The organism is Streptomyces sp. NPDC088730 (assembly GCF_044751215.1).
Classification (GTDB): Bacteria; Actinomycetota; Actinomycetes; order Streptomycetales; family Streptomycetaceae; genus Streptomyces.
In genome coordinates this window covers 174,533-194,279 of the sequence record NZ_JBIVLK010000003.1, presented here as the reverse complement: position 1 = coordinate 194,279, position 19,747 = coordinate 174,533, and the positions used below count along the sequence as shown (strand labels likewise).

Genomic DNA, 19,747 nt, shown 5'->3' with positions numbered 1-19,747 from the left:
GTCTTGCCTCGATCGCCGGACGGGCTCGGGGTGCGGGACGGGCCGGAGGTGCGGGAGGCCTGGCAGGTGCCGGGCGGGCGCGTCGCTCTAGCGTTCGCCGCCCGGCACCCACAGCACGTCGCCGACCTCCTTGTTCGCCACCCGGGCGAGGATGAACAGCAGGTCGGAGAGCCGGTTGAGATACGTCGCCGTCAGGGCGTTCATCACCTCGCCGTGCACCTCGAACGCCGCCCAGGTGGAGCGCTCGGCGCGCCGGACGACCGTGCACGCCTGGTGCAGCAGGGCGGCGCCCGGAGTGCCGCCCGGCAGGATGAAGCTGCGGAGCTTCTCGACCTGCTCCAGGAAGTGGTCGCAGTCCGCCTCCAGCTTGTCGATGTAGAACTGCTCCACCCGCAGCGGCGGGTACTTCGGCTCCTCGACGACCGGCGTCGACAGGTCGGCGCCCACGTCGAACAGGTCGTTCTGCACGCGGACGAGGACCTTCACGACGTCGTCGCTCAGTTGCCCCAGCGCGATCGCCGTACCGATGACCGCGTTGGCCTCGTTGGTGTCGGCGTACGCGGAGATCCGCAGATCGGTCTTGGCGGTCCGGCTCATGTCGCCGAGGGCGGTGGTGCCCTGGTCGCCGGTGCGGGTGTAGATGCGCGTCAGATTGACCATGCGGTCAGCCTAGTTAGGCCCCGGCCCTCCGGAAGACGCGTGTGCCCACTGTCACGGCGAGCGCCGCGAGTCCGAGGGCGACCAGCACCCCGTACAGCATGTGCGCGGTGGCGTACGAGCCGACGTACGCGTCCCGTACCGCGTCCACGAGATAGCGGAACGGCGTGAAGTGGGAGAGCACGTCCAGCCACGCCGGCCCCAGGGTCATCGGCAGCATCAGGCCGGAGAGCAGCATGGCCGGCATGGTGAGCGAGTTGATCACCGGGCCGAACTCCTGCGGTGTGTTCACCCTCATGGCCAGGGCGTACGAGAGCGAGGCCAGCGAGACCGTCAGCAGACCGGTGAACGCGAAGCCGATCAGCACGCCGGGGAGCGGTGCGCGCAGGCCCATGGCCAGGGCGGCCAGCACCAGCAGCACCGCCTGGAACAGGAACAGCAGGGTGTCCCGCAGCACCCGTCCCAGCAGCAGCGCCGGCCGGCTGACCGGCGTCACCCGCATCCGCTCCACCACCCCGGTCGATTTGTCGATGATGATGGCGAACCCGCAGAACGAGGCGCCGAACAGGCCGAGCTGGAGCAGCAGGCCGGGGACCAGGATCTGCCAGGAGTCACCGGAGCCGCCGAGCGGCAGCCCGGTGAGCAGCGGGCCGAAGAGGAGCAGGTACAGCAGGGGCATGAGGATGCCGAAGAGGATCTGGAACTTCGAGCGCAGGGTCTGCCGGGCGTACCGCCCGAAGACCAGTGCGGTGTCGTGGAGAAGCATCGGGTCCGGTTCCTAGACGGTGACGGGAGCGGTCTCGGCCGCGGGTGCGCGGCCGGTGATCGCGAGGAAGGCCTCCTGGAGCGAGGCGGCGGGGGAGCCCGCGTGACGGGTCTTCAGCTCGGCCGGCGTGCCCTGCGCGGCCACCACGCCGCCGTCGATCACCACCAGCCGGTCGGCGAGGGCGTCCGCCTCGTCGAGGTAGTGGGTGGTGAGCACGACGGTGGTGCCGTACTCGTCGCGCAGCCGCCGCACCAGGTTCCACAGATCGGTGCGGCTGCCCGGGTCCAGGCCGGTGGTCGGCTCGTCGAGGAAGAGCAGCGGCGGCCGGTGGGCGAGCCCCATCGCGATGTCGAGCCGTCGCCGCTGGCCCCCGGAGAGCGCGGCCGTTCTGCGGTCGAGCAGCTCCGACAGGCCCAGCTCCCCGGCCAGCTCGTCGGCGCGGGCGACCGCCGCGGCCTTGCGGAGCCGGTACATCCGGCCCTGGGTGACCAGCTCCTCCCGCACCGTGATGTGCGGGTCCACCCCGCCGGACTGGGCGACGTACCCGCAGTTCTCCCGTACCCCGGCCGGGTCCGCGAGGAGGTCGTGGCCGGCGACGGTGGCGGCGCCGCCGGTGGGGGCGAGCAGCGTGGTGAGCATGCGCAGCGTGGTGGTCTTGCCGGCTCCGTTCGGGCCGAGCAGTCCGACGATCTCGCCGGCCGCCACGGTCAGATCGACGGAGCTTACGGCCCGGACCGGGCCTGCCTTGGTGTCGAAGGTCCGGGCGAGCCCGGCCGTGCTGATGATTGGCATAGCGACCACAAAAACAGAGTGAATGAAAAATTGCAATGGCACCAAATATTCAGGGCCTCCAGTCGAGCTCTACGATGGGTCCATGGCTGAGGGACTCAGGGAGCGCAAGAAGCGCCAGACCAGACAGCACCTCTCGGACGTGGCCACCGGTCTCTTCCTGGAACGGGGCTTCGACGCGGTCACCGTCGCGGAGGTCGCCCGTGCCGCCGACGTCTCGGTGAACACGGTCTACAACTACTTCCCGACCAAGGAGGACCTCTTCCTGGACCGCAGCAGCGGCATCGTCGACCGGCTCTCGCGGTACGTCCGGGGCCGGGACAGGGGCGAGTCCGCCGCCGACGCCGTCCTGCGCGAACTGCGCATCCAGGTGGAGGGCGTGTCGCCCGCCGTCGGCCTCATGGAGGGGTACGAGAGCTTCATGCGGGTCATCCAGGGCGCCGACGGCCTCAAGGCCCGCCTCTGGCACGTCCAGCAGGAGGCCCTCCTGCGTCTGGAGGAGACGCTCCTGGAGGAGTCGGGCGCGGAGCCCGGTGACCCGGTCCCGGTCCTGGTGGCCGGTCAGCTCTCCTGGGTGCACAGCACGCTCATGGGGTACATCGGACGCGAGATGGTCGCGGGCCGCAGGGCCGCCGAGGTGTCCAGGGACGCCCTCGTCCTGCTCGACGACATCGAGGACCTGCTGGGCGAAAAGGTGCTCAACTACGCCCGGCGCGCCGCCGAATGACGCATCCCGGTGTGATGTCCGTCATTTGAGACGTGACGCGCATCTCTTCGCAGCCCCAGCGCCCCCGTCGGGGACTAACCTCCGCCGGAGGGCATGGAACAGAAGCCGTACGGAAGCAGGGGTGTCAACGTGGCCAGGAAGCTCGCCGTCATCGGAGCCGGACTCATGGGGTCCGGCATCGCGCAGGTCTCCGCCCAGGCGGGCTGGGACGTCGTGCTGCGGGATGTCACCGACGCGGCCCTGAACCGGGGCCGTGACGGCATCAAGGCCTCCTACGACAAGTTCGTCTCCAAGGACAAGCTCGCCGCGGCCGACGCCGAGGCCGCGCTCGCCCGCATCACCACCACCACCGACCTCGACGCGGTCGCGGACGCGGACGTCGTCGTCGAGGCCGTCTTCGAGAAGCTGGAGGTGAAGCACGAGATCTTCCGGGCCCTCGACGGAATCGTCCGGGACGACGCCGTACTCGCCTCCAACACCTCCGCCATCCCGATCACCAAGATCGCGGCCGTGACCGAGCGCCCGGAGCGCGTCGTCGGTGTGCACTTCTTCTCGCCGGTCCCGATGATGCAGCTCTGCGAGCTGGTACGCGGCTACAAGACGAGCGACGAAACCCTGGCCACCGCACGCGAGTTCGCCGAGTCGGTCGGCAAGACCTGCATCGTGGTCAACCGCGACGTGGCCGGATTCGTCACCACCCGGCTGATCTCGGCCCTGGTCGTCGAGGCAGCCAAGCTGTACGAATCGGGCGTCGCCTCGGCCGAGGACATCGACATCGCCTGCAAGCTCGGTTTCGGCCACGCCATGGGCCCGCTCGCCACCGCGGACCTGACCGGCGTCGACATCCTGCTGCACGCCACCGGCAACATCTACACCGAGTCCCAGGACGAGAAGTTCGCCGCTCCGGAGCTGATGCGCCGGATGGTCGATGCAGGTGACATCGGCCGCAAGAGCGGGCAAGGTTTTTACACCTACTGATCGTTTCTGGTCCTCCGGTGCCTGATCCGCCGTCAATCAGGCCCGGAGGCCACCGGGGTCACCCTCCGGACCAGTGGATCCACAGGGGATCCACGGCGGACCCGATTCACTCCACGGAGTGAATTCGGTATCGGTTCGCTTACAGACGGCAACTTCCCTGTCGCTGTCGCAGTCAGTTGGGGCAGAGGCAGTTTCAGACAGACGGACCTTGCTACGGAGCATTCCAGGGGAGCGCATATGCACATCAGGGGCGACCACGCCGAGCTGGTCGTCGGGGGCCGCCTCGACGTCCGAAGCGCGGCGGACGCCCGTACGGTCCTGCACTCGGCCCTCGACGACGGAGTCGGCGATCTGGTGCTGGACCTGACCGAGCTGGATTCATGGGATGCCACCGGACTCGGTGTCATCATGGGCGCGCACAGACGGGCCGGCCGGGCCGGCCGGCGGCTGGTGCTCCGCGGGGTGCCGCCGCAGATGCAACGACTTCTGGTGGCCACCCGACTGCACCGCATCCTGGCCATCGAGGGCGGAATCGCGGCGGAATCCCTGCCGCGTGTCTGAAGGCACCCGGCGGCGGACACCCGTCCGCGCCCCGCGGCCGATTCCGCACAATCCTCACGAGACCGTGATCTGCCGGGCTCCACGGCACCCCGGATGTTCGTAGATACTGTGCGGAGGTTTAGGGTTCGGCCGTCTGCCGATTGACGGACCCACCTGGCTGACACCGGACCGGAAGCAACAGCTGGACGTGCGAGGCCGGGAGGGACAACCGTGCTCGACGCGTCTTGGGGGCTTTGGCGATGGACCCGACACACCGGGGGCCGGAAGAGTACGGCCACGACAGCAACGGCTCCGCGCAGGACACCGGCCGCCGGCGTCCCTCCCGCGATCCGCTGACGCCCGATTTCGGTCAGCAAACACCGCAACAGGCACGGATCGTCCAGCTCATATCGGGCAGCCTCCTGCTCACGGTCAACCCGGTCGACGGCAGCGAGGTCGAACCGGTCCGGCCGGGCGAGCACCCCGCGGAGCCGGTCCGGCGCACCCCGGCGGAGCGCGCGGACCGCGAACGCGCCGCCGCACCCCCCGTGCCGCCCGGACCCCCCGTCCTCCAGCTGCCCCTCCTGGAGCGCGCGGAGGAACGCGAGCGGCTGGTGCGCCTGCTGGCCCGCGGACGCTCGGTACGGCTCACCGGACCGGCCGGATCCGGCCGAACCGCGCTCCTCGAAGCGGTCGCCGCGGACTGCGCGCAACTCGCACCGGACGGAGTCGTCCGGCTCAACGGCCACAAGCGGACCGTCACCGACCTGCTGTACGGGCTCTTCGACGCCGTCCATGACGCACCGCTGCACCGCCCTGACCGGGCGCTGCTGCTGGAGAAGCTGCGCACCACCGGCGCCGTCGTCGTCCTGGACGACCTGGAGCTCGGCGGCGCCGCGCTGGACGAACTGTTCGACGCGACGCCCGAATGCGCCTTCCTGCTCGCCGTGACACCCGACGTCGCCGCGCCGGACCCGGACTCCCACCTCGAAGAGGTCTTCCTCACCGGGCTCGACCGCGACGCCTCTGTCGTCCTGATGGAGCGGGTGGTCGAACGGCCGCTCACCGAGGAGGAGGCCAACTGGGCGGGCGACCTCTGGTTCGAGTCCGAGGGCCTCCCGCTGCGCTTCGTCCAGGCGGGCGCCCTGCTGCGCCAGCGCGATCTGCTGCGCGCCGACCCCACCGCGTACGACGAGTACGGCTACCTCGACAGCCGGCCGGGTGCGGAGGAGCCGCCGCCGGCCGAACCCCTCGAACTGCCGCTGCCCAGCCTCGGGGAGGGCGCCGCGCCCGCCGCGCTGCTCGCCTCCCGGCTCAGCGAAGCCGCACGCGACACCCTGCGCTTCGCGGTCGCGCTGGGCGGCGAGGTGCCGCACCAGGCGCATCTGCCCGCACTCGTGGGGGACACCCACGCCGATGCCGCGCTCGGGGAGCTGGCCGGCTGCGGGCTGCTCTCCCCGGCCGGGTCCCGCTACCGGCTGGCCGCCGGGGTGCTCGCCCAGCTGACGGCCGCCGGATACGGGGACGACGCCACGGTCCGGGCCCGTACGGCCGCCCAGCACTACGCCTGGTGGGCCGGCCACCCCTCGGTCACCCCGGCCCGGACGGTCGCGGAGGCCGACGCGATCCTCGCGGCGATGACCCAACTGGTGCCGGGGGACGGGGCCGGGCAGACGAGCGCCGCCGTACTGCTGGCCCGCAGCGCCTCGCCCGCCTTCGCGGCGGGGCTGCACTGGAGCGCCTGGGAGAAGTCCCTGCGGATCGGCCAGGAGGCGGCCCGGATCGCCGGCGAGGTGGCCGAAGAGGCCTACTTCCACCACGAGTTGGGCGTACTCGCGCTCTGCGCCGGTCATCCGGACCGGGCCAGGGCCGAGCTGGAGACCTCCATCAGCATGCGCGGGGCGCTCGCCGACAAGCCGGGGGCCGTGGCCGGGCGCCGGGCGCTCGCGCTGGTCGAGGACCTCTCCGGCGCCGCGGCGGCCGGGCAGGTGCCGGTGGACGCGGAAGCGCCGGCGAGCCGCTTCGAGGCGACGCCGTCCGGTGCCACGACGTCCGTCATACCGGTCACCCCGCCGGCGCCGTACGCGGATGGCGCCGCCACCGTCCTGTCCCGGCAGATCGCTCCGAAGGGGGCCGCGGGCCGCCTCGCGGTGCTGGGCGGGGCGCGCCGCAATCTGGTCGCCGCGGGGGCGGGTGTGCTGCTGGCGGGGGTCCTCGGCACGGTGGTGACGCTCGGGCTGACGTCCAACAGCGATTCGCGGGACGACCCCGCCGTCTCGACCGAGCAGTCGGTGAGCCAGGACGACGACGTCGAGGACGAGGTCCCGGCCGAGGAGCCGACGGGCCGGACGGTTCCGTCCTCCCCGGCGACGAGCTCCACGTCGTCGACGCCGGGGCCGACGGGCACCGGGTCCGCGCCGACCGGGAGCGGGAGTTCGTCCCCGGGGTCCAGCGCCTCTGAGGGCAGCCCGTCCTCCTCGGGGAAGCCGTCGAGCGACGGGCCGAGCCCGACCGGTACGTCGTCCCAGTCGTCCGAGCCGCCGGAGTCGGATCCGCCGCCGGTGAGCGAGTCGCCGAGCACGTCCACTCCGCCGGCGAGTGAGTCGCCGTCGCCCACGGACCCCGAGACGGAGCCGAGCGATCCCGATTCGTCGGACTCGGCGAGTGGGCCCTCGGGGACGATGACCGCGAGTGCGGAGGGGGCCGGCGTGCCGTCGGAGAGCCCGTCGGTGGTCTGAGCGGAACGGAAGCGGACGGGTCTGAGCGGAACGGAAGCGGACGCGGACGCGGGAGCGGGGCGCCCGCTGCTGGCGCCTTGTCCTCAATCGCCGGACGGGCTTGGTGTGTGCGCTCGTCCGGCGGGGTGTCCCGGGGTCAGAACAGGCGGAGTTTGTCGTCCTCGATGCCGCGCATCGCGTTGTAGTCGAGGACCACGCAGCCGATCCCCCGGTCCGTCGCCAGTACGCGGGCCTGGGGCTTGATCTCCTGGGCGGCGAAGATGCCCTTCACCGGGGCGAGATGCGGATCGCGGTTGAGCAGCTCCAGGTAGCGGGTCAGCTGCTCCACGCCGTCGATGTCGCCCCGTCGCTTCAGCTCGACGGCCACGGTCCCGCCGTCGGCGTCGCGGCACAGGATGTCGACCGGGCCGATGGCGGTGAAGTACTCACGGCGGATCAGCGTGTAGCCCTCGCCGAGGGTCTCGATCCGGTCAGCGAGCAGCTCCTGGAGGTGTGCCTCCACGCCGTCCTTGATCAGACCGGGATCGACACCCAGTTCGTGGGACGAGTCATGGAGGATTTCCTCCATGGTGATGATCAGTTTTTCGCCCGCCTTGTTCACCACGGTCCAGACGCCCTCGGTGTCGCCGGCGCCCTCCTTCAGGGTGCAGGGCGGTGACATCCAGTTGAGCGGTTTGTACGCCCTGTCGTCGGCGTGGATCGAGACGCTCCCGTCCGCCTTCACCAGGATCAGACGGGGAGCGGAGGGCAGGTGGGCCGTGAGCCGGCCCGCGTAGTCCACGGAGCAGCGGGCGATGACGAGACGCATGGTGGGCAACGCTACTCGACGACAGGCGGTCGACGCGATTCACCCACCCGTCACTCCATCCCCGCCCCTACCTGACCGAATCTGGCTTGTCCGTCTTTGGACCCCTTCGTTATTGGCCGGTTGTGTTCCCAATCTCCTGGTGCGGCCCGGACTGCACCCTTACCGTGGATGCAGGAGGTCGCCGTCTGTGCACGCTGCGTCGCCGTCCTCCTTCCCTGCCCGTAAGGCCCCGGCACTCTGCCGGGGTCGCGAGAGGAGAACCCATGTCGCTCGACGTCTCACCGGCGCTGTTGGAACAGGCCGAGCGAGGCGAGGTCGACGAAGCCGACTTCGTCGACTGCGTCCGGACCTCCCTGCCCTTCGCGTGGGAGATGATCAGCTCGCTGGTGGCTCAGCTGAAGGTCGACGGCGGCGAGTTCGCCGACAACCAGACCCCGCCGCCCAGCGAGCAGGCGCGCGGCCAGTTGCTGCGCGCACTCGCAAGTGATGCGATCCGCGGCGCGCTGCAGCGGCACTTCGGAGTGCGTCTGGCATTCCAGAACTGCCACCGCGTCGCGGTGTTCCCGCTGGACGCCTCGGCCGACGACCGGCTGGCCAAGTTCACCTCGGTGAGGGGCCAGTTGCTCAACCAGTCGCCCGAACTACGGGACTGCTGAACGTCGTTGTTGCCGCTCCGGGCCGCGGGAGGTGCCACTGGTCCGGGGCGGCAGCTTTCGTTCGCAGAGGAGCCGCCCCACAGGAGCCGGACCCTCTCGCACCGGGAGTGCGGTTTCCGGCGGTCATGTCAGGAGCGGCAGCACCTCAGTGCCCAGTCGCGCTACGTTCTCCTCCGTGGCCACCAGATCTCCCGAGCCCTCGACCAGGAGCGCGAAGCGCGTGATGCCGGTGCGCTCCGTCGTGGCCGCGAGCCGGTCCGCCGCGAGCCGGGGCGGACCCACCGGGTGAAGGCCGCACAGCATCTCCGTATAGCCGACCGGGTCGCGCATCACCCGGTGCCGGCCGTCGACCGTGACATGGGCGTCCAGGCCCTGCCGCAGCCAGCCGGGCATCGCCTTCACAAGCGTCTCGGTGGCGTCCTCCGCGCGGTCCCCGATCTGGGCCACCCCCGCCGACACGTGCCCGGCCGCCCGCACGCTCTCCGGCGACCGGCCCGCGGCCAGCGCGGCGGTCCGCCAGAGGCCGACCATCTCGGCCTTCTCCTCGTCCCCGCAGTGCATGCCGAGCAGCATCGGCAGGCCGTTCTCGGCCGCGAGCCGCACGCTCTTCGGCGAGGTGCACGCGACGACCACCTCGGGACCGCCGGGGTTCCCCCCGTTCTCCTGCTCGTACAGTTCGTCGGCCCGGGGGACCACCGCCACCTCGGGGAAGGCGTAACGCTCCCCGCGGCCCGCCACGCGCGGTTCGCGCAGCCAGTCGAGCAGCAGCCCCAGGGACTCCGGGAAGCCCCTCTCGTAGGCCTCCAGGCCGCCGCCGAACACCTCCAGGTCGATCCAGGGACCGCCCCGGCCGACACCCAGGATGAACCGGCCGCCGCTGGTGAGGTGGAGCAGCGCGGCCTGCTCGCCGAGCGCGACGGGATGCTGCGTCGGGAGCACGCTCACCGCCGTGCCCACCCGGATTCTGCGGGTGCGGCCGAGCAGCAGTGCGGCCAGTGTCACCGCGGACGGGCAGACCCCGTACGGCACGAAATGATGTTCTGCCAGCCAGACCGAGTCGAGTCCGGACTCCTCCGCGACCTCGGCGGACCGGATCGCGCGATGCAGCGCTTCCGCCGGTCCCTGTCCCGGGAACTGGGCTGCCAGTACGAACGTTCCCACACGCATCGCCTATTGCCTCCTTGCGGCCGACGCGGCTCTCCCCTGCTGGCAACAACGTCTGACACGTGCCAAAGGCACGGTCGGGCCGGAAGCTGTTGCGATTTTCCGGTAACCCGTCCCGCCTGCGGCCGACCGCGTGCGGTGCGGTACGTATGCCCCGGCCGAATGGCCCTACGCTGGACGGGAACTGCCCAGCCTGCCCCGTGAGGTGTCACGTGTCCCCGCGCCGCAACCGCCCCCGAGGCGGCGAGAGTCCCACCGATAGCGCCGGCGCGGTGGGGGACCGGTACGGGGGTGGCGGGCGCGCGGAGGAGTGGCAGGGCGAGGACTGGTCGGTCCGTCCGGTGAGCGGAGCGAGCGCGGCGGGCAAGCGCTACCGGTGCCCCGGCTGCGACCAGGAGATCCCGTCCGGCGTCCCGCACCTGGTGGCCTGGCCCCAGTACGGCGGCATCGACGACCGCAGGCACTGGCACAAGGCGTGCTGGAACGCGAAGGACCGCCGCACCACGCGGGTGCAGCGGTCCAGGAACGCGCCTCGGTACTGAACGTCCGCCTCCGGTCCGCGTCGCCGGGGCGGCGGCGGGTCAGACGTCCCGGCGGCTCATCGCGGCGTACGCGCAGCCCATGGCCACGGCGGTCACCGCGAGCATGATCCACAGCGGTTCCCAGCCGGACGGGCCGGAGCCGGTGACCGAGGTGGCGTAGAAGTTGCTGAGCTGGTTGGGGATCGAGTACTCCAGGAGCCACTTCTGGAGCTTCGCGAGCGACTCGGCGAACATGAAGATCGCCAGTACGAGCGGCAGCAGCACCACGCCGATCATGATCGTGATCGCGCCCGCCGAGTGCCGGATCAGCGCACCGACCGCCAGCGCGAGCAGCCCCAGCGTCGCGGTGTAGAGGCCCACGCCGACCGTGCTGCGCAGCCAGTCCGCACCGCTGGGGGTGTCGGCGTCCAGGATGGCCGTCTGGAGCACCGCGACGACCGAGGTCATCACGGTCGTCAGGACGAAGGTGAGCAGGAAGAAGACGATGGCCTTCGCGCCGAGCACCCGGCCGGGGCTGGGGCAGGCCGTCATCGTCGTACGGATCATTCCGGTGCCGTACTCGGAGGCGATCGTCATCACGCCGAGCGTGATCACGCAGATCGAGCCGAGCAGCACGCCGAAGAAGCCGAGGCTGAGCACCGGGGTGGAGCCCAGGTCGGTGTCGGACGCGTCGACCGCGACCGCGGCGAGCAGGCCGATGACGAGCAGCAGCACGATCTGGACGCCGAGCGTCCACATCGTCGAGCGGACCGAACGGATCTTGGTCCACTCCGAGGCGATCGCGTCGCCGAGAGTGGCCCGGCGCACCGGGATCGGTGAGGTGTAGAAGCCGGCCCCGGCGTTCTGCCCCGGTGCGGGTGGCTGCTGGTACGCCTGCTGCTGGAACGGCGCCTGCGGCGTGGACGGCGTTGTCATCGGGGGTCCTCGCTGGTGTCGCGCGCGGTCAGGTCTGCCGGAGCCGCGGCGGGCGCTGCCGGGGCGGGAGCAGGAGCGGTGGGGGCGGGGTTACTGGGGACGGGCGGTGCCACCGGGGCGTGGGCCGCGGGGCCGCCCGGTGCGGGGGCTGTCGCGTACGGGTTTTCCCCGGGCGGCGGCGGGGCGTACCAGCCCTGCTGCGGCATGTCGGGGACGGCGGCCTGCGGCGGGGCGTACCCGGGGTGCTGGCCGTATCCGATCCCCGGCGGGGGCGGTTGCAGCCCCGCCTTCTGGTCCGCCGTCGAGCGGTAGTCCACGGCGCCCTGGGTCATCCGCATGTACGCCTCCTCCAGCGAGGCCTGGTGCGGCGAGAGCTCCCAGAGCCGTACGTCGGAGTCATGGGCGAGATCGCTGATCCGGGGCAGAGCCAGCCCGGTGATCCGCAGGGCGCCGTCCGGCTCCGGCATCACCTGGCCGCCGGCCTCCGTGAGGGTGGCGGTGAGCTTCTCCCGCTGCTCGGACCCGTTGTCCTGGACCCGGACCCGGGCGAAGTCGGCCGAGTTGGCCGAGATGAAGTCCGTGATGCTCATATCGGCCATCAGCTGGCCGCGGCCGATCACGATGAGATGGTCGGCGGTGAGCGCCATCTCGCTCATGAGGTGGCTGGAGACGAAGACCGTACGCCCCTCCGACGCCAGCATCTTCATCAGATTGCGGACCCAGAGGATGCCCTCCGGGTCGAGCCCGTTGACCGGCTCGTCGAAGAGCAGCACCTGCGGGTCGCCCAGCAGCGCGGCCGCGATGCCGAGCCGCTGCCCCATGCCGAGCGAGAAGCCGCTGGAACGCTTGCGGGCGACGTCCTGGAGGCCCACCACCCCGAGCACCTCGTCGACCCGCGCGGCCGGGATGCCGGCGAGCTGGGCCAGCGAGAGCAGGTGGTTGCGGGCGCTGCGGCCGCCGTGCACCGCCTTGGCGTCCAGCAGGGCGCCCACCTGGCGCGGTGCGTTCGGCAGGCTGCGGTAGGCGTGGCCGCCGATCGTCACACTGCCCGCGGTCGGCCGGTCCAGGCCGAGGATCATGCGCATGGTCGTCGATTTGCCCGACCCGTTGGGACCGAGGAATCCGGTGACGGTGCCCGGCCGCACCTGGAAGGAAAGGTTGTACACGGCCGTCTTCGCGCCATAGCGCTTGGTCAGGCCGACTGCCTCGATCATGCTCCAGCCCCATCGACTTATCTGTCGTCGGGGCCCAGGCCGTCCGGCCGCACGCCCCCCGTAAGAGTTAGGAGGATAACCAGGCCTTTACGGTTCCGGCCAAGTCGTTGCGGCGGCGCGTCCGTGGCGGAGGCCGTGGACCGGGGTCCACGGCCTCCGCCGGTGCCGGGGAGCGGACGGCTTCGGCGTCAGGCGTCCCGCTTCTTGAGCACGAGGAAGCCGCCGAGCACCGCGGCCGCCACCCAGGCCACCATGATCAGCAGCCCGGCCCACGGCCCGTAGGGCGCCGGGTCGCTGTTCATCGCGTCCGGCACCACCTGCATGATCTTGGAACCGGCCTGGTCGGGGAAGTACCGGGCGACGCTCTTGGCGCCCGGCACGGCCGACAGGATCTGCGAGACCAGGAAGAAGAACGGCATCAGGATGCCGAGCGACAGCATCGAGCTGCGCAGCATCGTCGCCACCGCCATGGAGAAGAGCGCGATCAGCCCCATGTAGAGGCCGCCGCCGACCACCGCCCGCAGCACGTTGTCCGCGCCGATGTCCGTGCTGTGGTCACCCAGCAGGGCCTGGCCGAGGAAGAACGTCACGAAGCTGGTGGCCAGACCGACCACCAGCGCCAGCACCGTGGCCACCAGCATCTTGCTGAAGAGGAACGTGGCGCGCTGCGGCACGGCCGCCAGCGAGGCGCGGATCATGCCGGAGCTGTACTCCGTACCCACCACCAGGACACCGAAGACCACCATCGCCAGCTGGCCGAGAATCATCCCGGAGAAGCTGATGTAGGTGGGGTCGAAAGTGGCCCGCTCCGCGTCGGAGAGGTCGTTGAACTGGGAGTTCATCACCGCACAGAGCGCGGCGCCCATCGCGACGGTGACGACGAACGCGGAGATCAGCGTCCAGGTGGTCGAGGAGACCGTACGGATCTTGGTCCATTCGGAGGTCAGGACCGCGGGTACCGATGCCATCGTCGTCACGCCCCCTTGCCGGTGCCGGACCCGCCTGGAGCCCCGGGAGTGCTGTCGGGAGGGCCGGGGGCCGCGCCGGGCGGCTGATTCCACTGGTCGCCCCAGTGCGGTCCCACCGGCGGCGGCGCGGCTCCTCGTTCCGAGTGCGCGTGGTACTCCACGGACTCCGCCGTCATCTGCATGAACGCCTCCTCCAGCGAGGCCCGCTGGGAACTCAGCTCATGCAGCACGATGGAGTGCCGGGCGGCGAGCTCGCCCAGGTCCTCCGAGGTCGCGCCGTCGACCTCCAGCGTGCCGTTGCCCGACTCGATGACGACGACGCCCTCCGCGTGCAGGACGTCGCGCAGCCGCTCCTGGTCCGGCGAGCGCAGCCGCACGTAGCTGCGGGAGTTCTGGTGGATGAAGTCGGCCATCGAGGTGTCGGCCAGCAGCTTCCCCTGGCCGATCACGATCAGGTGATCCGCCGTCAGCGCCATCTCGCTCATCAGGTGCGAGGAGACGAAGATCGTCCGGCCTTCCGAGGCGAGCGCCTTCATCAGGTTCCGGATCCAGTGGATGCCCTCCGGGTCCAGACCGTTGACGGGCTCGTCGAACATCAGGATCTCGGGATCGCCGAGCAGCGCCGCGGCGATGCCGAGGCGCTGTCCCATACCGAGGGAGAAGCCCTTGGACTTCTTCTTGGACACCGCGGTCAGGCCGACGGTGTCCAGGACCTCCGTCACCCGGCTCCGCGGGATGCGGTTGCTCTGCGCGAGACAGAGCAGGTTGTTGTACGCGCTGCGACCGCCGTGCATCGACTTGGCTTCGAGCAGGGCCCCGATGTACTTCAGGGGTTCTTCCAGGTCGCGGTAGTTCTTCCCGTCGATGCGCACCGACCCGCTGGTCGGGTTGTCGAGACCGAGCATCATCCGCATCGTGGTGGACTTGCCCGCCCCGTTGGGTCCCAGAAAACCCGTCACCATTCCCGGTCTGATCCGGCACGACAACTGGTCGACGGCGACCTTCCTGCCGTAACGCTTGGTGAGGCCATCGAGCTCGATCATGCGTTCACGCTAGAACGGCCGCGCGCCCGGCGCCACCAGAAAGGCGGAACCGGGCGCGTCGTAATCGGACCGGCCGGTGTGTCGGGGGACCACCGGTGGTTACCGCGTCGCTCCGGGCGTCAGCGGGTCTGCTGGGCCGGGACGCCGCGGGAGGCGGGCTCCTCGTCGGCGGGGGTGCCGGCGGCGGCCACCGCGGCGCCGGTCAGCGTCGCCAGCATCTCGCGGACGTTGGTCAGCTGGGCGTTGATCGAGTCGCGGCGGTTGGTGAGCGCCGCCAGCTCGCGCTCCGACTCGCTGCGGATCCGGTCGGCCTTGGCGTTCGCGTCGGCCACGATGTCCTCGGACTGGCGCTGCGCGGTCTCCACCGTCTGGCGGGCCCGGCGCTCGGCGTCCGTGCGGAGCTTCTCGGCCTCCAGGCGGAGCTGCTCTGCGCGGTGCTCGATCTCGGCCAGACGCTTCTCGGCCTTGGCCTGACGGGACGCGAGGTCGCGCTCCGACTGGTCGCGGCGCTTGGCCAGGTTCGTCTCGAAGTCCGCGGCGGCCTGGGCGGCCTTGGCGCGGGTCTCCTCGAAGAGCGCGTCGGCCTCCTCGCGTTTCTGCGCGGCGTCCTTCTGCGCGTCCGAGCGGAGCGTGGTGGCCTCGCCCTTGGCCTTCTCGACGATGCGGACGCCGTCGTCCTCGGCCTTGGCCTTGCGCTCGGAGGCGAACGTCTCGGCGTCGTTGCGGACCTGCTGGGCTGCGGACTCGGCCAGCTCACGGTGCTGCTCGGCGGCGCGACGGGCCTCTTCTCGCAGGTCCTTCGCCTCCTCCTCGGCCAGGCGCAGAATCTTCTCCACGCGCGCTCCGAGACCGGCGTACGACGGCTCCGCGTCGTTCACCTGGGCCTGGGCGTTCTGCGTTTCGAGGTGCAGTTCCTCGATGCGCTTTTCCAGAGACGTGATGCGGGCGAGAGCACTATCACGGTCGGCGACGAGCTTGGTAATGCGGTCATCCACCTGACCGCGGTCGTAACCACGCCGCACGAGCTCGAAGCCGAAGGGGGAGGAAGGGTCACTCATGGGGTTCCTGTCGAAGTAAGACCGGTGAGGTGATAGAGGGAATCCTAGGGGCCCGGACGGCGTGTCATCGAGCAGATGCGTGTTTGATCTGGAGAATGACACCCCTTTTGAGTGGCTAACCCGCGCAAGCCTTGCCCCTCGGAGGGCTGAATGTTCCCGCCGGACCGCGGGAACCCGCCGGACACGTCCTACCCATCGGACGGCTTGCCACTCGAACGAGTGCCCGCTGTCGCGCCCGCCTTGACACTGTCGGCGCCCTTACCGCCCGCCGCGGGGGTCTCGAAAGACTCCAACGCCTCCAGCACGTCCTGGACACGGGAGATCTCCGTGTTGATGTCGGCGCGCCGGCGTACCAGGACGTCGAGTTCGCGCCGTCCCTCGTCCACCGTCCGCTTGGCCTCGGCCTCGGCGTCGGACCGCAGCTTCTCCGCCTCGCGCACCAGGCTGGCCTTCTTCTGCTCGGCCTCCTTGAGCAGCGACTCGGCCCGCTTCACGGCGGCGATCCGGACCTTGCTCGCCTCCGAATTCGCGTCAGCCAGCAGCTCCTTGGCCTTCTCCGCCGCTTCCTCGCGCTGCTCGGTGGCCGCCCTCATCAGGTTGTCGACGCGCTCCCCGGCCGTCTTCATCTGCTCGGAGGTCTCCCGCCGGGCCCGGTCGTGCATCTCCTCGATCTCGCTCTCCAGGCGGGTCCTGAGCTCCTCGGCCCGCTCCCGGATCGCGGTGGCGTCCCGGCGCGCGCCGACCAGCAGCTCGTCCGCGTCCGTCCGGGCCCGCTCCACCAGGGAGTTGCCCTCGACGGTGGCGTCGGAGGTGATCCGGACCGCCTCGTTCCGAGCCGCTCCGACCATGGTGTCGGCCTGCTCCTCGGCCTCGGTGGCGGCGCGGAGCGCCTCCTCCTGGGCCTTGTTGATCAGCTGGTCGGCCTGGGCCGCCGCGTCGGCCCGGCGCTTGGCGGCCGATTCGCGGGCCTCGTCCAGCAGCCGGTCCGCCTCCTGGCGGGCCTCGGCACGCATCTGCTCGGCCGCCGCCTCCGCGTCGCTCCGCAGCCGCTCCGACTCCTCGCGGGTCCGGGCCGCGTGCTCCTGCGCGGAACCGACGGTGGCCGCGGCCTCCGCCCGCAGCCGCTCCGACTCGCTCGCCGCCTCGTCGCCGATCCGGGCCGCCTGCTGGGCCGCCTCGGTGCGGACGCGCTCGCTCTCGGTGGCCGCCTCGGACATCAGACGGTCGGCCTGGACCGCCGCCTCCGAGCGCATCCGGTTGGCGTCCTCGCGGGCCTCGGCCCGGCTGCGCGCCGCGTCCTGCTCGGCGGAGGCCAGCGCGTCGGACGCCTCGGTCCGCATCCGCTGGCTGTACTCCGCGGTGTCGGAGCGCAGCTTCTCGGACTCCGTGATCGCGTCGGAGACGGTCCGCTCGGCCATCGCCTTCGCGGCCTCGGTCTCCTCGTTGGCGACCGAGCGGATCCGGGCGGCGTCCTCGCCGGCCCGCTCCCGCTCGGAGTGCGCGTCGGCGCGGAGCCGGTCCGCCTCCTCCTGCGCCTCGGACTTCGTCCGCTCCGCGACGTGCTCCGCGGCGGAGCGCAGCCCGGCGATCTCCGCCTCCGCCTGCTCCTGGAGCCCGCTGACCGCGTCCCGTACCTGCTGGGCCGTCTGCTCGGCGGCGGAGACCAACTCCGTCGCCCGGCCGTCCGCCTCCTCGACCAGCCGCTGGGCCTCGGCCTGCGCCTCCTCGACCCGCTTGCGGGCGGAGGCGAGGAGCTCCTCGCTCTGCTCGCGGGCCCGCTCGCGCTCCTGGTCCGCCTCGCCGCGCGCCGCGTCGAGGGTCTCCTGAGCCTCGCGGCGGCGCCGGTTCGCCTCCTCCTGGGCGGCGGCCAGCGCCTCAGCGGCCTCCGCGCCCACCCGCTCGGCGGCGGCCGCCGCCTCCGAGCGCACCCGGTCGGCACTCTCCTGGGCCTCGGTCTTCAGCCGCTCCGCCTCCGCGGCCGCCTCGCTCCGCAGCCGGACGGCGACGGACTCGCCCTCCGCTCGGGACTGCGAGGCATCGGCGGCGGCCTCGTCGCGCAGCCGCTGGGCCTCGGCCTCCGCCTGCTCCTGGAGGGTGCGCAGCCGCTCAGCGGCCTCGGACCGCAGCCGCTCCGACTCCTCGTTCGTCTCGCGCCGGACGCGCTCCGCGTCGCTGCGCGCCTCGCTCAGCGCCTGCTCCGCCGCGGTGACCCTGGTCTCGGCCTCGGTGTGCAGCCGGGCCAGCTCGTCGGCCGCCTCCGCCTGCCGGGCCGCCATCGCCCGCTGGGTCTCCTCGCGCAGCTCCGTGGCGGCCTGCTCGGCGGCGGTCGTCGTCGCCTCCACCAGCTCCTCGGCCTCGGCACGCAGCGTCTCCGCCTCGGCGTGGGCCCGCTCCAGGGCCTCCTCCGCCTGCTTCTTCAGCGCCGCCGCCCGCTCGGTGGCCTCGGTGCGGACCCGCTCGCTCTCGGTGCCGGCGGCGCCGCGCAGCTCCTCCGCGTCGGCCTTCGCCTTGGCGAGGAGCTCCTCCGCGGTCTTCGCGCCCTCCTCGATCTGCTGGACGGCCTCCCGGCGGGCCTCGCCGCGGATCCGCTCGCCCTCCGCGACCGCCTCCGAGCGCAGCTGCTCGGCCTCGCCGCGCAGCCGGCGCGCCTCCTCCTGGAGCTCGACCGTCTTGGCCCGGTACTCCTTGGTGTCGTCCTTGGCCGCGCCCTTGAGCTGGTCGGCCTGCTCGCTGGCCTCACCGCGCAGCCGGTCCGCCTCGGCCTCGGCCTCGCGGCGGATCCGGTCGGCCTCCTCGCTCGCCGCGCGGGTGGTCGACTTCGCGTCGTCCGACGCCTTGGTCAGCACCTCCTCGGCGGCGCGGGCCGCCTTGGCGAGCTGGGCCGCGGCGTCCTCGGCGGCGGCGGTGCGGGCGTCGTCGGCGGCCTCTGAGCGGAGCCGGTCCGCCTCGGCGCGGGCGTCGGCGAGCGCCTGCTCGGCCTCCGCCTTGAGCGATTCGGCGTCCTTGGTGGCCTCGCCGACCAGCCGGGCGATCTCCGACTTGGCGGTACGGGTGCGCTGCTCGTTCTGCGACTCGGCGCCGGCCAGCCGCTTGACCGCGGCCTCCTTGGCCTCCGAGAGGACCTTCTCCGCCTCCACGCGGGCCTCGCGCAGCTGCGTCTCGGCCTCCTGCATGCGCTGCTCGGCCGTCCGGTTCAGCTCGGCGGTCTGCTGCCGGGTCTGCTCGGTCTCGGCCGTCGTGGACGAACGCAGCCGCTCGGCGTGGGTGGTCGCCTCCTGCGCCTGGCTGGACGCGGCGTTCAGCATCCGCTCGGCGTCCTTGCGGGCCCGCAGCAGGATCGACTCGGCCTCGGAGCGGGCGGACTCCGCCTCAGAGCCCAGCCGCTGCCGCGTCTCGTCCGCCAGCCGGCCGGCCTCCGCACGGGCGGCGGCCAGCGCCTGCTCGGCCTCGGCCCGCGACTCCTCCAGCAGCCGGCGGGCCTGCGACTCGGTCCTGGCCCGCAGCTGCTCGGCCCACGCGACGTTCTCGTTGACATGGGACTCGACGGTCTGGCGGCGCTCCGCCAGCTCCTGGTCGAGCCGCTGGCGCCGCTGCACGGCCTCGTTGTGCAGCTCGGCCTGGAGCCGCGCCTGGTGCTCGGCGTGCTCCTGGAGGATCCGCTGCGTCTGCGCGCGGGCGTCGCGAAGCTCGCGCTCGGCGTCGGTGCGCAGCTGCTCGGCCTGGATCTGGGCGTTGCGGAGCAGCTGCTCCGCCTGGTAGCCGATGTCCGCGCTGTCGTAGGCGGGACGGGTCGCCAGACTGCGGCGGGCCTCGTGCAGCTTGGCGCGCAAGACCTCGACCTGGTAACCGAGGTCCTCGGCGTGCTGGACGGCCTTCTCCCGGTCGGTCCTCAGCCGGTCCATCTCGGCCTCGAACCGCGAGAGATGGTCGTCTTCAGCCCGGTGGCTCTCCTGGCGTTCGTAGCCCCGCACTGCGCGGTCCCATCCTTCCCCGAGCTCTCAACTCTGTTCGAGCCTGTTCGAGCAGGGGAGACCCCAACCCTGGTCGCAAACTCCGCACGAGTACCGTCCGCCGGCGAACGGTCCCCCCGGGGAATGGTGACAGATCAACGGCTGAGGACGCGGCGCGGCCCCGATCCGGCCCCGGCCCGGAACAGCCCACTCTACCGGGCCGGGTATCCCTGA

General features: G+C 71.7%; 17 protein-coding genes. 6 read left to right on the top strand and 11 right to left on the bottom strand.

Features of this window, described 5'->3' with window-relative positions; genetic code table 11:
• Positions 1-87: 87 nt before the first annotated feature.
• From ACIP89_RS12825 to ACIP89_RS12815, 3 genes are read right to left on the bottom strand one after another with little or no spacing between them, the layout of a single operon-like run.
• Positions 88-660 (bottom strand): cob(I)yrinic acid a,c-diamide adenosyltransferase, encoded by a 573-nt coding sequence (locus ACIP89_RS12825; protein ID WP_401920376.1) that lies wholly within the window; start codon positions 658-660, stop codon positions 88-90.
• A gap of 13 nt (positions 661-673) precedes the next feature.
• Positions 674-1,423: an ABC transporter permease gene (locus tag ACIP89_RS12820; protein ID WP_401920373.1), complete on the bottom strand. Its 750-nt coding sequence runs from the start codon at positions 1,421-1,423 to the stop codon at positions 674-676.
• A gap of 12 nt (positions 1,424-1,435) precedes the next feature.
• On the bottom strand, positions 1,436-2,215 hold the full coding sequence (locus ACIP89_RS12815; protein WP_402114794.1) for an ABC transporter ATP-binding protein: 780 nt from the start codon (positions 2,213-2,215) through the stop codon (positions 1,436-1,438).
• Between the two features lie 82 nt (positions 2,216-2,297).
• Here ACIP89_RS12815 and ACIP89_RS12810 point away from each other — a divergent pair, with 82 nt between their 5' ends.
• From ACIP89_RS12810 to ACIP89_RS12795, 4 genes are all read left to right on the top strand, one after another.
• Positions 2,298-2,939, top strand: coding sequence for a TetR/AcrR family transcriptional regulator (locus ACIP89_RS12810; RefSeq protein WP_401920368.1), 642 nt, complete (start codon positions 2,298-2,300; stop codon positions 2,937-2,939).
• 129 nt (positions 2,940-3,068) lie between these two features.
• Positions 3,069-3,917, top strand: coding sequence for a 3-hydroxyacyl-CoA dehydrogenase family protein (locus tag ACIP89_RS12805; protein ID WP_401921046.1), 849 nt, complete (start codon positions 3,069-3,071; stop codon positions 3,915-3,917).
• A 237-nt stretch (positions 3,918-4,154) separates the two neighbouring features.
• The gene (locus ACIP89_RS12800) at positions 4,155-4,478 is read left to right on the top strand and encodes an STAS domain-containing protein (protein WP_018102617.1); all 324 of its coding nucleotides are present in this window, start codon (positions 4,155-4,157) and stop codon (positions 4,476-4,478) included.
• Positions 4,479-4,717: 239 nt separating this feature from the next.
• Complete coding sequence (locus ACIP89_RS12795; protein ID WP_402114792.1) at positions 4,718-7,195, top strand: ATP-binding protein; 2,478 nt, start codon at positions 4,718-4,720, stop codon at positions 7,193-7,195.
• 136 nt (positions 7,196-7,331) lie between these two features.
• On the opposite strand, the gene nucS is transcribed toward ACIP89_RS12795, so the two are convergent.
• The gene (gene nucS / locus ACIP89_RS12790) at positions 7,332-8,003 is read right to left on the bottom strand and encodes an endonuclease NucS (protein ID WP_024490851.1); all 672 of its coding nucleotides are present in this window, start codon (positions 8,001-8,003) and stop codon (positions 7,332-7,334) included.
• A gap of 263 nt (positions 8,004-8,266) precedes the next feature.
• On the opposite strand from nucS, the gene ACIP89_RS12785 reads away from it, so the two are divergent.
• On the top strand, positions 8,267-8,659 hold the full coding sequence (locus ACIP89_RS12785) for an SCO5389 family protein (protein WP_401920362.1): 393 nt from the start codon (positions 8,267-8,269) through the stop codon (positions 8,657-8,659).
• A 123-nt stretch (positions 8,660-8,782) separates the two neighbouring features.
• Here the strand turns inward: ACIP89_RS12785 and ACIP89_RS12780 are convergent, their stop codons facing one another.
• Positions 8,783-9,826: an LLM class flavin-dependent oxidoreductase gene (locus tag ACIP89_RS12780; protein WP_402114790.1), complete on the bottom strand. Its 1,044-nt coding sequence runs from the start codon at positions 9,824-9,826 to the stop codon at positions 8,783-8,785.
• A 209-nt stretch (positions 9,827-10,035) separates the two neighbouring features.
• Between ACIP89_RS12780 and ACIP89_RS12775 the strand changes: the two genes are divergently transcribed.
• A complete protein-coding gene (locus ACIP89_RS12775; protein WP_073736866.1) occupies positions 10,036-10,365 on the top strand; it encodes an ATP/GTP-binding protein in 330 nt (109 codons plus the stop codon).
• A gap of 39 nt (positions 10,366-10,404) precedes the next feature.
• Here the strand turns inward: ACIP89_RS12775 and ACIP89_RS12770 are convergent, their stop codons facing one another.
• The 6 genes from ACIP89_RS12770 to scy all read right to left on the bottom strand — a co-directional run bounded on the left by ACIP89_RS12770 (position 10,405) and on the right by scy (position 19,534).
• Positions 10,405-11,280, bottom strand: coding sequence for an ABC transporter permease subunit (locus ACIP89_RS12770; protein ID WP_402114788.1), 876 nt, complete (start codon positions 11,278-11,280; stop codon positions 10,405-10,407).
• Positions 11,277-12,494, bottom strand: coding sequence for an ATP-binding cassette domain-containing protein (locus ACIP89_RS12765; protein ID WP_402114786.1), 1,218 nt, complete (start codon positions 12,492-12,494; stop codon positions 11,277-11,279). Before ACIP89_RS12765 ends, ACIP89_RS12770 begins: the two co-directional genes overlap by 4 nt.
• A gap of 188 nt (positions 12,495-12,682) precedes the next feature.
• A complete protein-coding gene (locus ACIP89_RS12760) occupies positions 12,683-13,462 on the bottom strand; it encodes an ABC transporter permease subunit (protein ID WP_401920352.1) in 780 nt (259 codons plus the stop codon).
• Between the two features lie 5 nt (positions 13,463-13,467).
• Positions 13,468-14,505: an ATP-binding cassette domain-containing protein gene (locus ACIP89_RS12755; protein WP_401920350.1), complete on the bottom strand. Its 1,038-nt coding sequence runs from the start codon at positions 14,503-14,505 to the stop codon at positions 13,468-13,470.
• A 119-nt stretch (positions 14,506-14,624) separates the two neighbouring features.
• Positions 14,625-15,563, bottom strand: coding sequence for a cellulose-binding protein (locus tag ACIP89_RS12750; RefSeq protein WP_073736861.1), 939 nt, complete (start codon positions 15,561-15,563; stop codon positions 14,625-14,627).
• A gap of 188 nt (positions 15,564-15,751) precedes the next feature.
• Entirely contained in the window at positions 15,752-19,534 is a 3,783-nt protein-coding gene (scy, locus tag ACIP89_RS12745) for a polarized growth protein Scy (RefSeq protein ID WP_402114783.1), read from the bottom strand.
• Positions 19,535-19,747: the final 213 nt, after the last annotated feature.

What these genes read in the sequence shown, in the direction of transcription:
- ACIP89_RS12825 (WP_401920376.1), bottom strand. Translation starts at nt 660, where the DNA reads ATGGTCAATCTGACGCGCATCTACACCCGCACCGGCGACCAGGGCACC.
- ACIP89_RS12820 (WP_401920373.1), bottom strand. Translation starts at nt 1,423, where the DNA reads ATGCTTCTCCACGACACCGCACTGGTCTTCGGGCGGTACGCCCGGCAG.
- ACIP89_RS12815 (WP_402114794.1), bottom strand. Translation starts at nt 2,215, where the DNA reads ATGCCAATCATCAGCACGGCCGGGCTCGCCCGGACCTTCGACACCAAG.
- ACIP89_RS12810 (WP_401920368.1), top strand. Translation starts at nt 2,298, where the DNA reads ATGGCTGAGGGACTCAGGGAGCGCAAGAAGCGCCAGACCAGACAGCAC.
- ACIP89_RS12800 (WP_018102617.1), top strand. Translation starts at nt 4,155, where the DNA reads ATGCACATCAGGGGCGACCACGCCGAGCTGGTCGTCGGGGGCCGCCTC.
- ACIP89_RS12795 (WP_402114792.1), top strand. Translation starts at nt 4,718, where the DNA reads ATGGACCCGACACACCGGGGGCCGGAAGAGTACGGCCACGACAGCAAC.
- nucS (WP_024490851.1), bottom strand. Translation starts at nt 8,003, where the DNA reads ATGCGTCTCGTCATCGCCCGCTGCTCCGTGGACTACGCGGGCCGGCTC.
- ACIP89_RS12785 (WP_401920362.1), top strand. Translation starts at nt 8,267, where the DNA reads ATGTCGCTCGACGTCTCACCGGCGCTGTTGGAACAGGCCGAGCGAGGC.
- ACIP89_RS12780 (WP_402114790.1), bottom strand. Translation starts at nt 9,826, where the DNA reads ATGCGTGTGGGAACGTTCGTACTGGCAGCCCAGTTCCCGGGACAGGGA.
- ACIP89_RS12770 (WP_402114788.1), bottom strand. Translation starts at nt 11,280, where the DNA reads ATGACAACGCCGTCCACGCCGCAGGCGCCGTTCCAGCAGCAGGCGTAC.
- ACIP89_RS12765 (WP_402114786.1), bottom strand. Translation starts at nt 12,494, where the DNA reads ATGATCGAGGCAGTCGGCCTGACCAAGCGCTATGGCGCGAAGACGGCC.
- ACIP89_RS12760 (WP_401920352.1), bottom strand. Translation starts at nt 13,462, where the DNA reads ATGGCATCGGTACCCGCGGTCCTGACCTCCGAATGGACCAAGATCCGT.
- ACIP89_RS12755 (WP_401920350.1), bottom strand. Translation starts at nt 14,505, where the DNA reads ATGATCGAGCTCGATGGCCTCACCAAGCGTTACGGCAGGAAGGTCGCC.
- ACIP89_RS12750 (WP_073736861.1), bottom strand. Translation starts at nt 15,563, where the DNA reads ATGAGTGACCCTTCCTCCCCCTTCGGCTTCGAGCTCGTGCGGCGTGGT.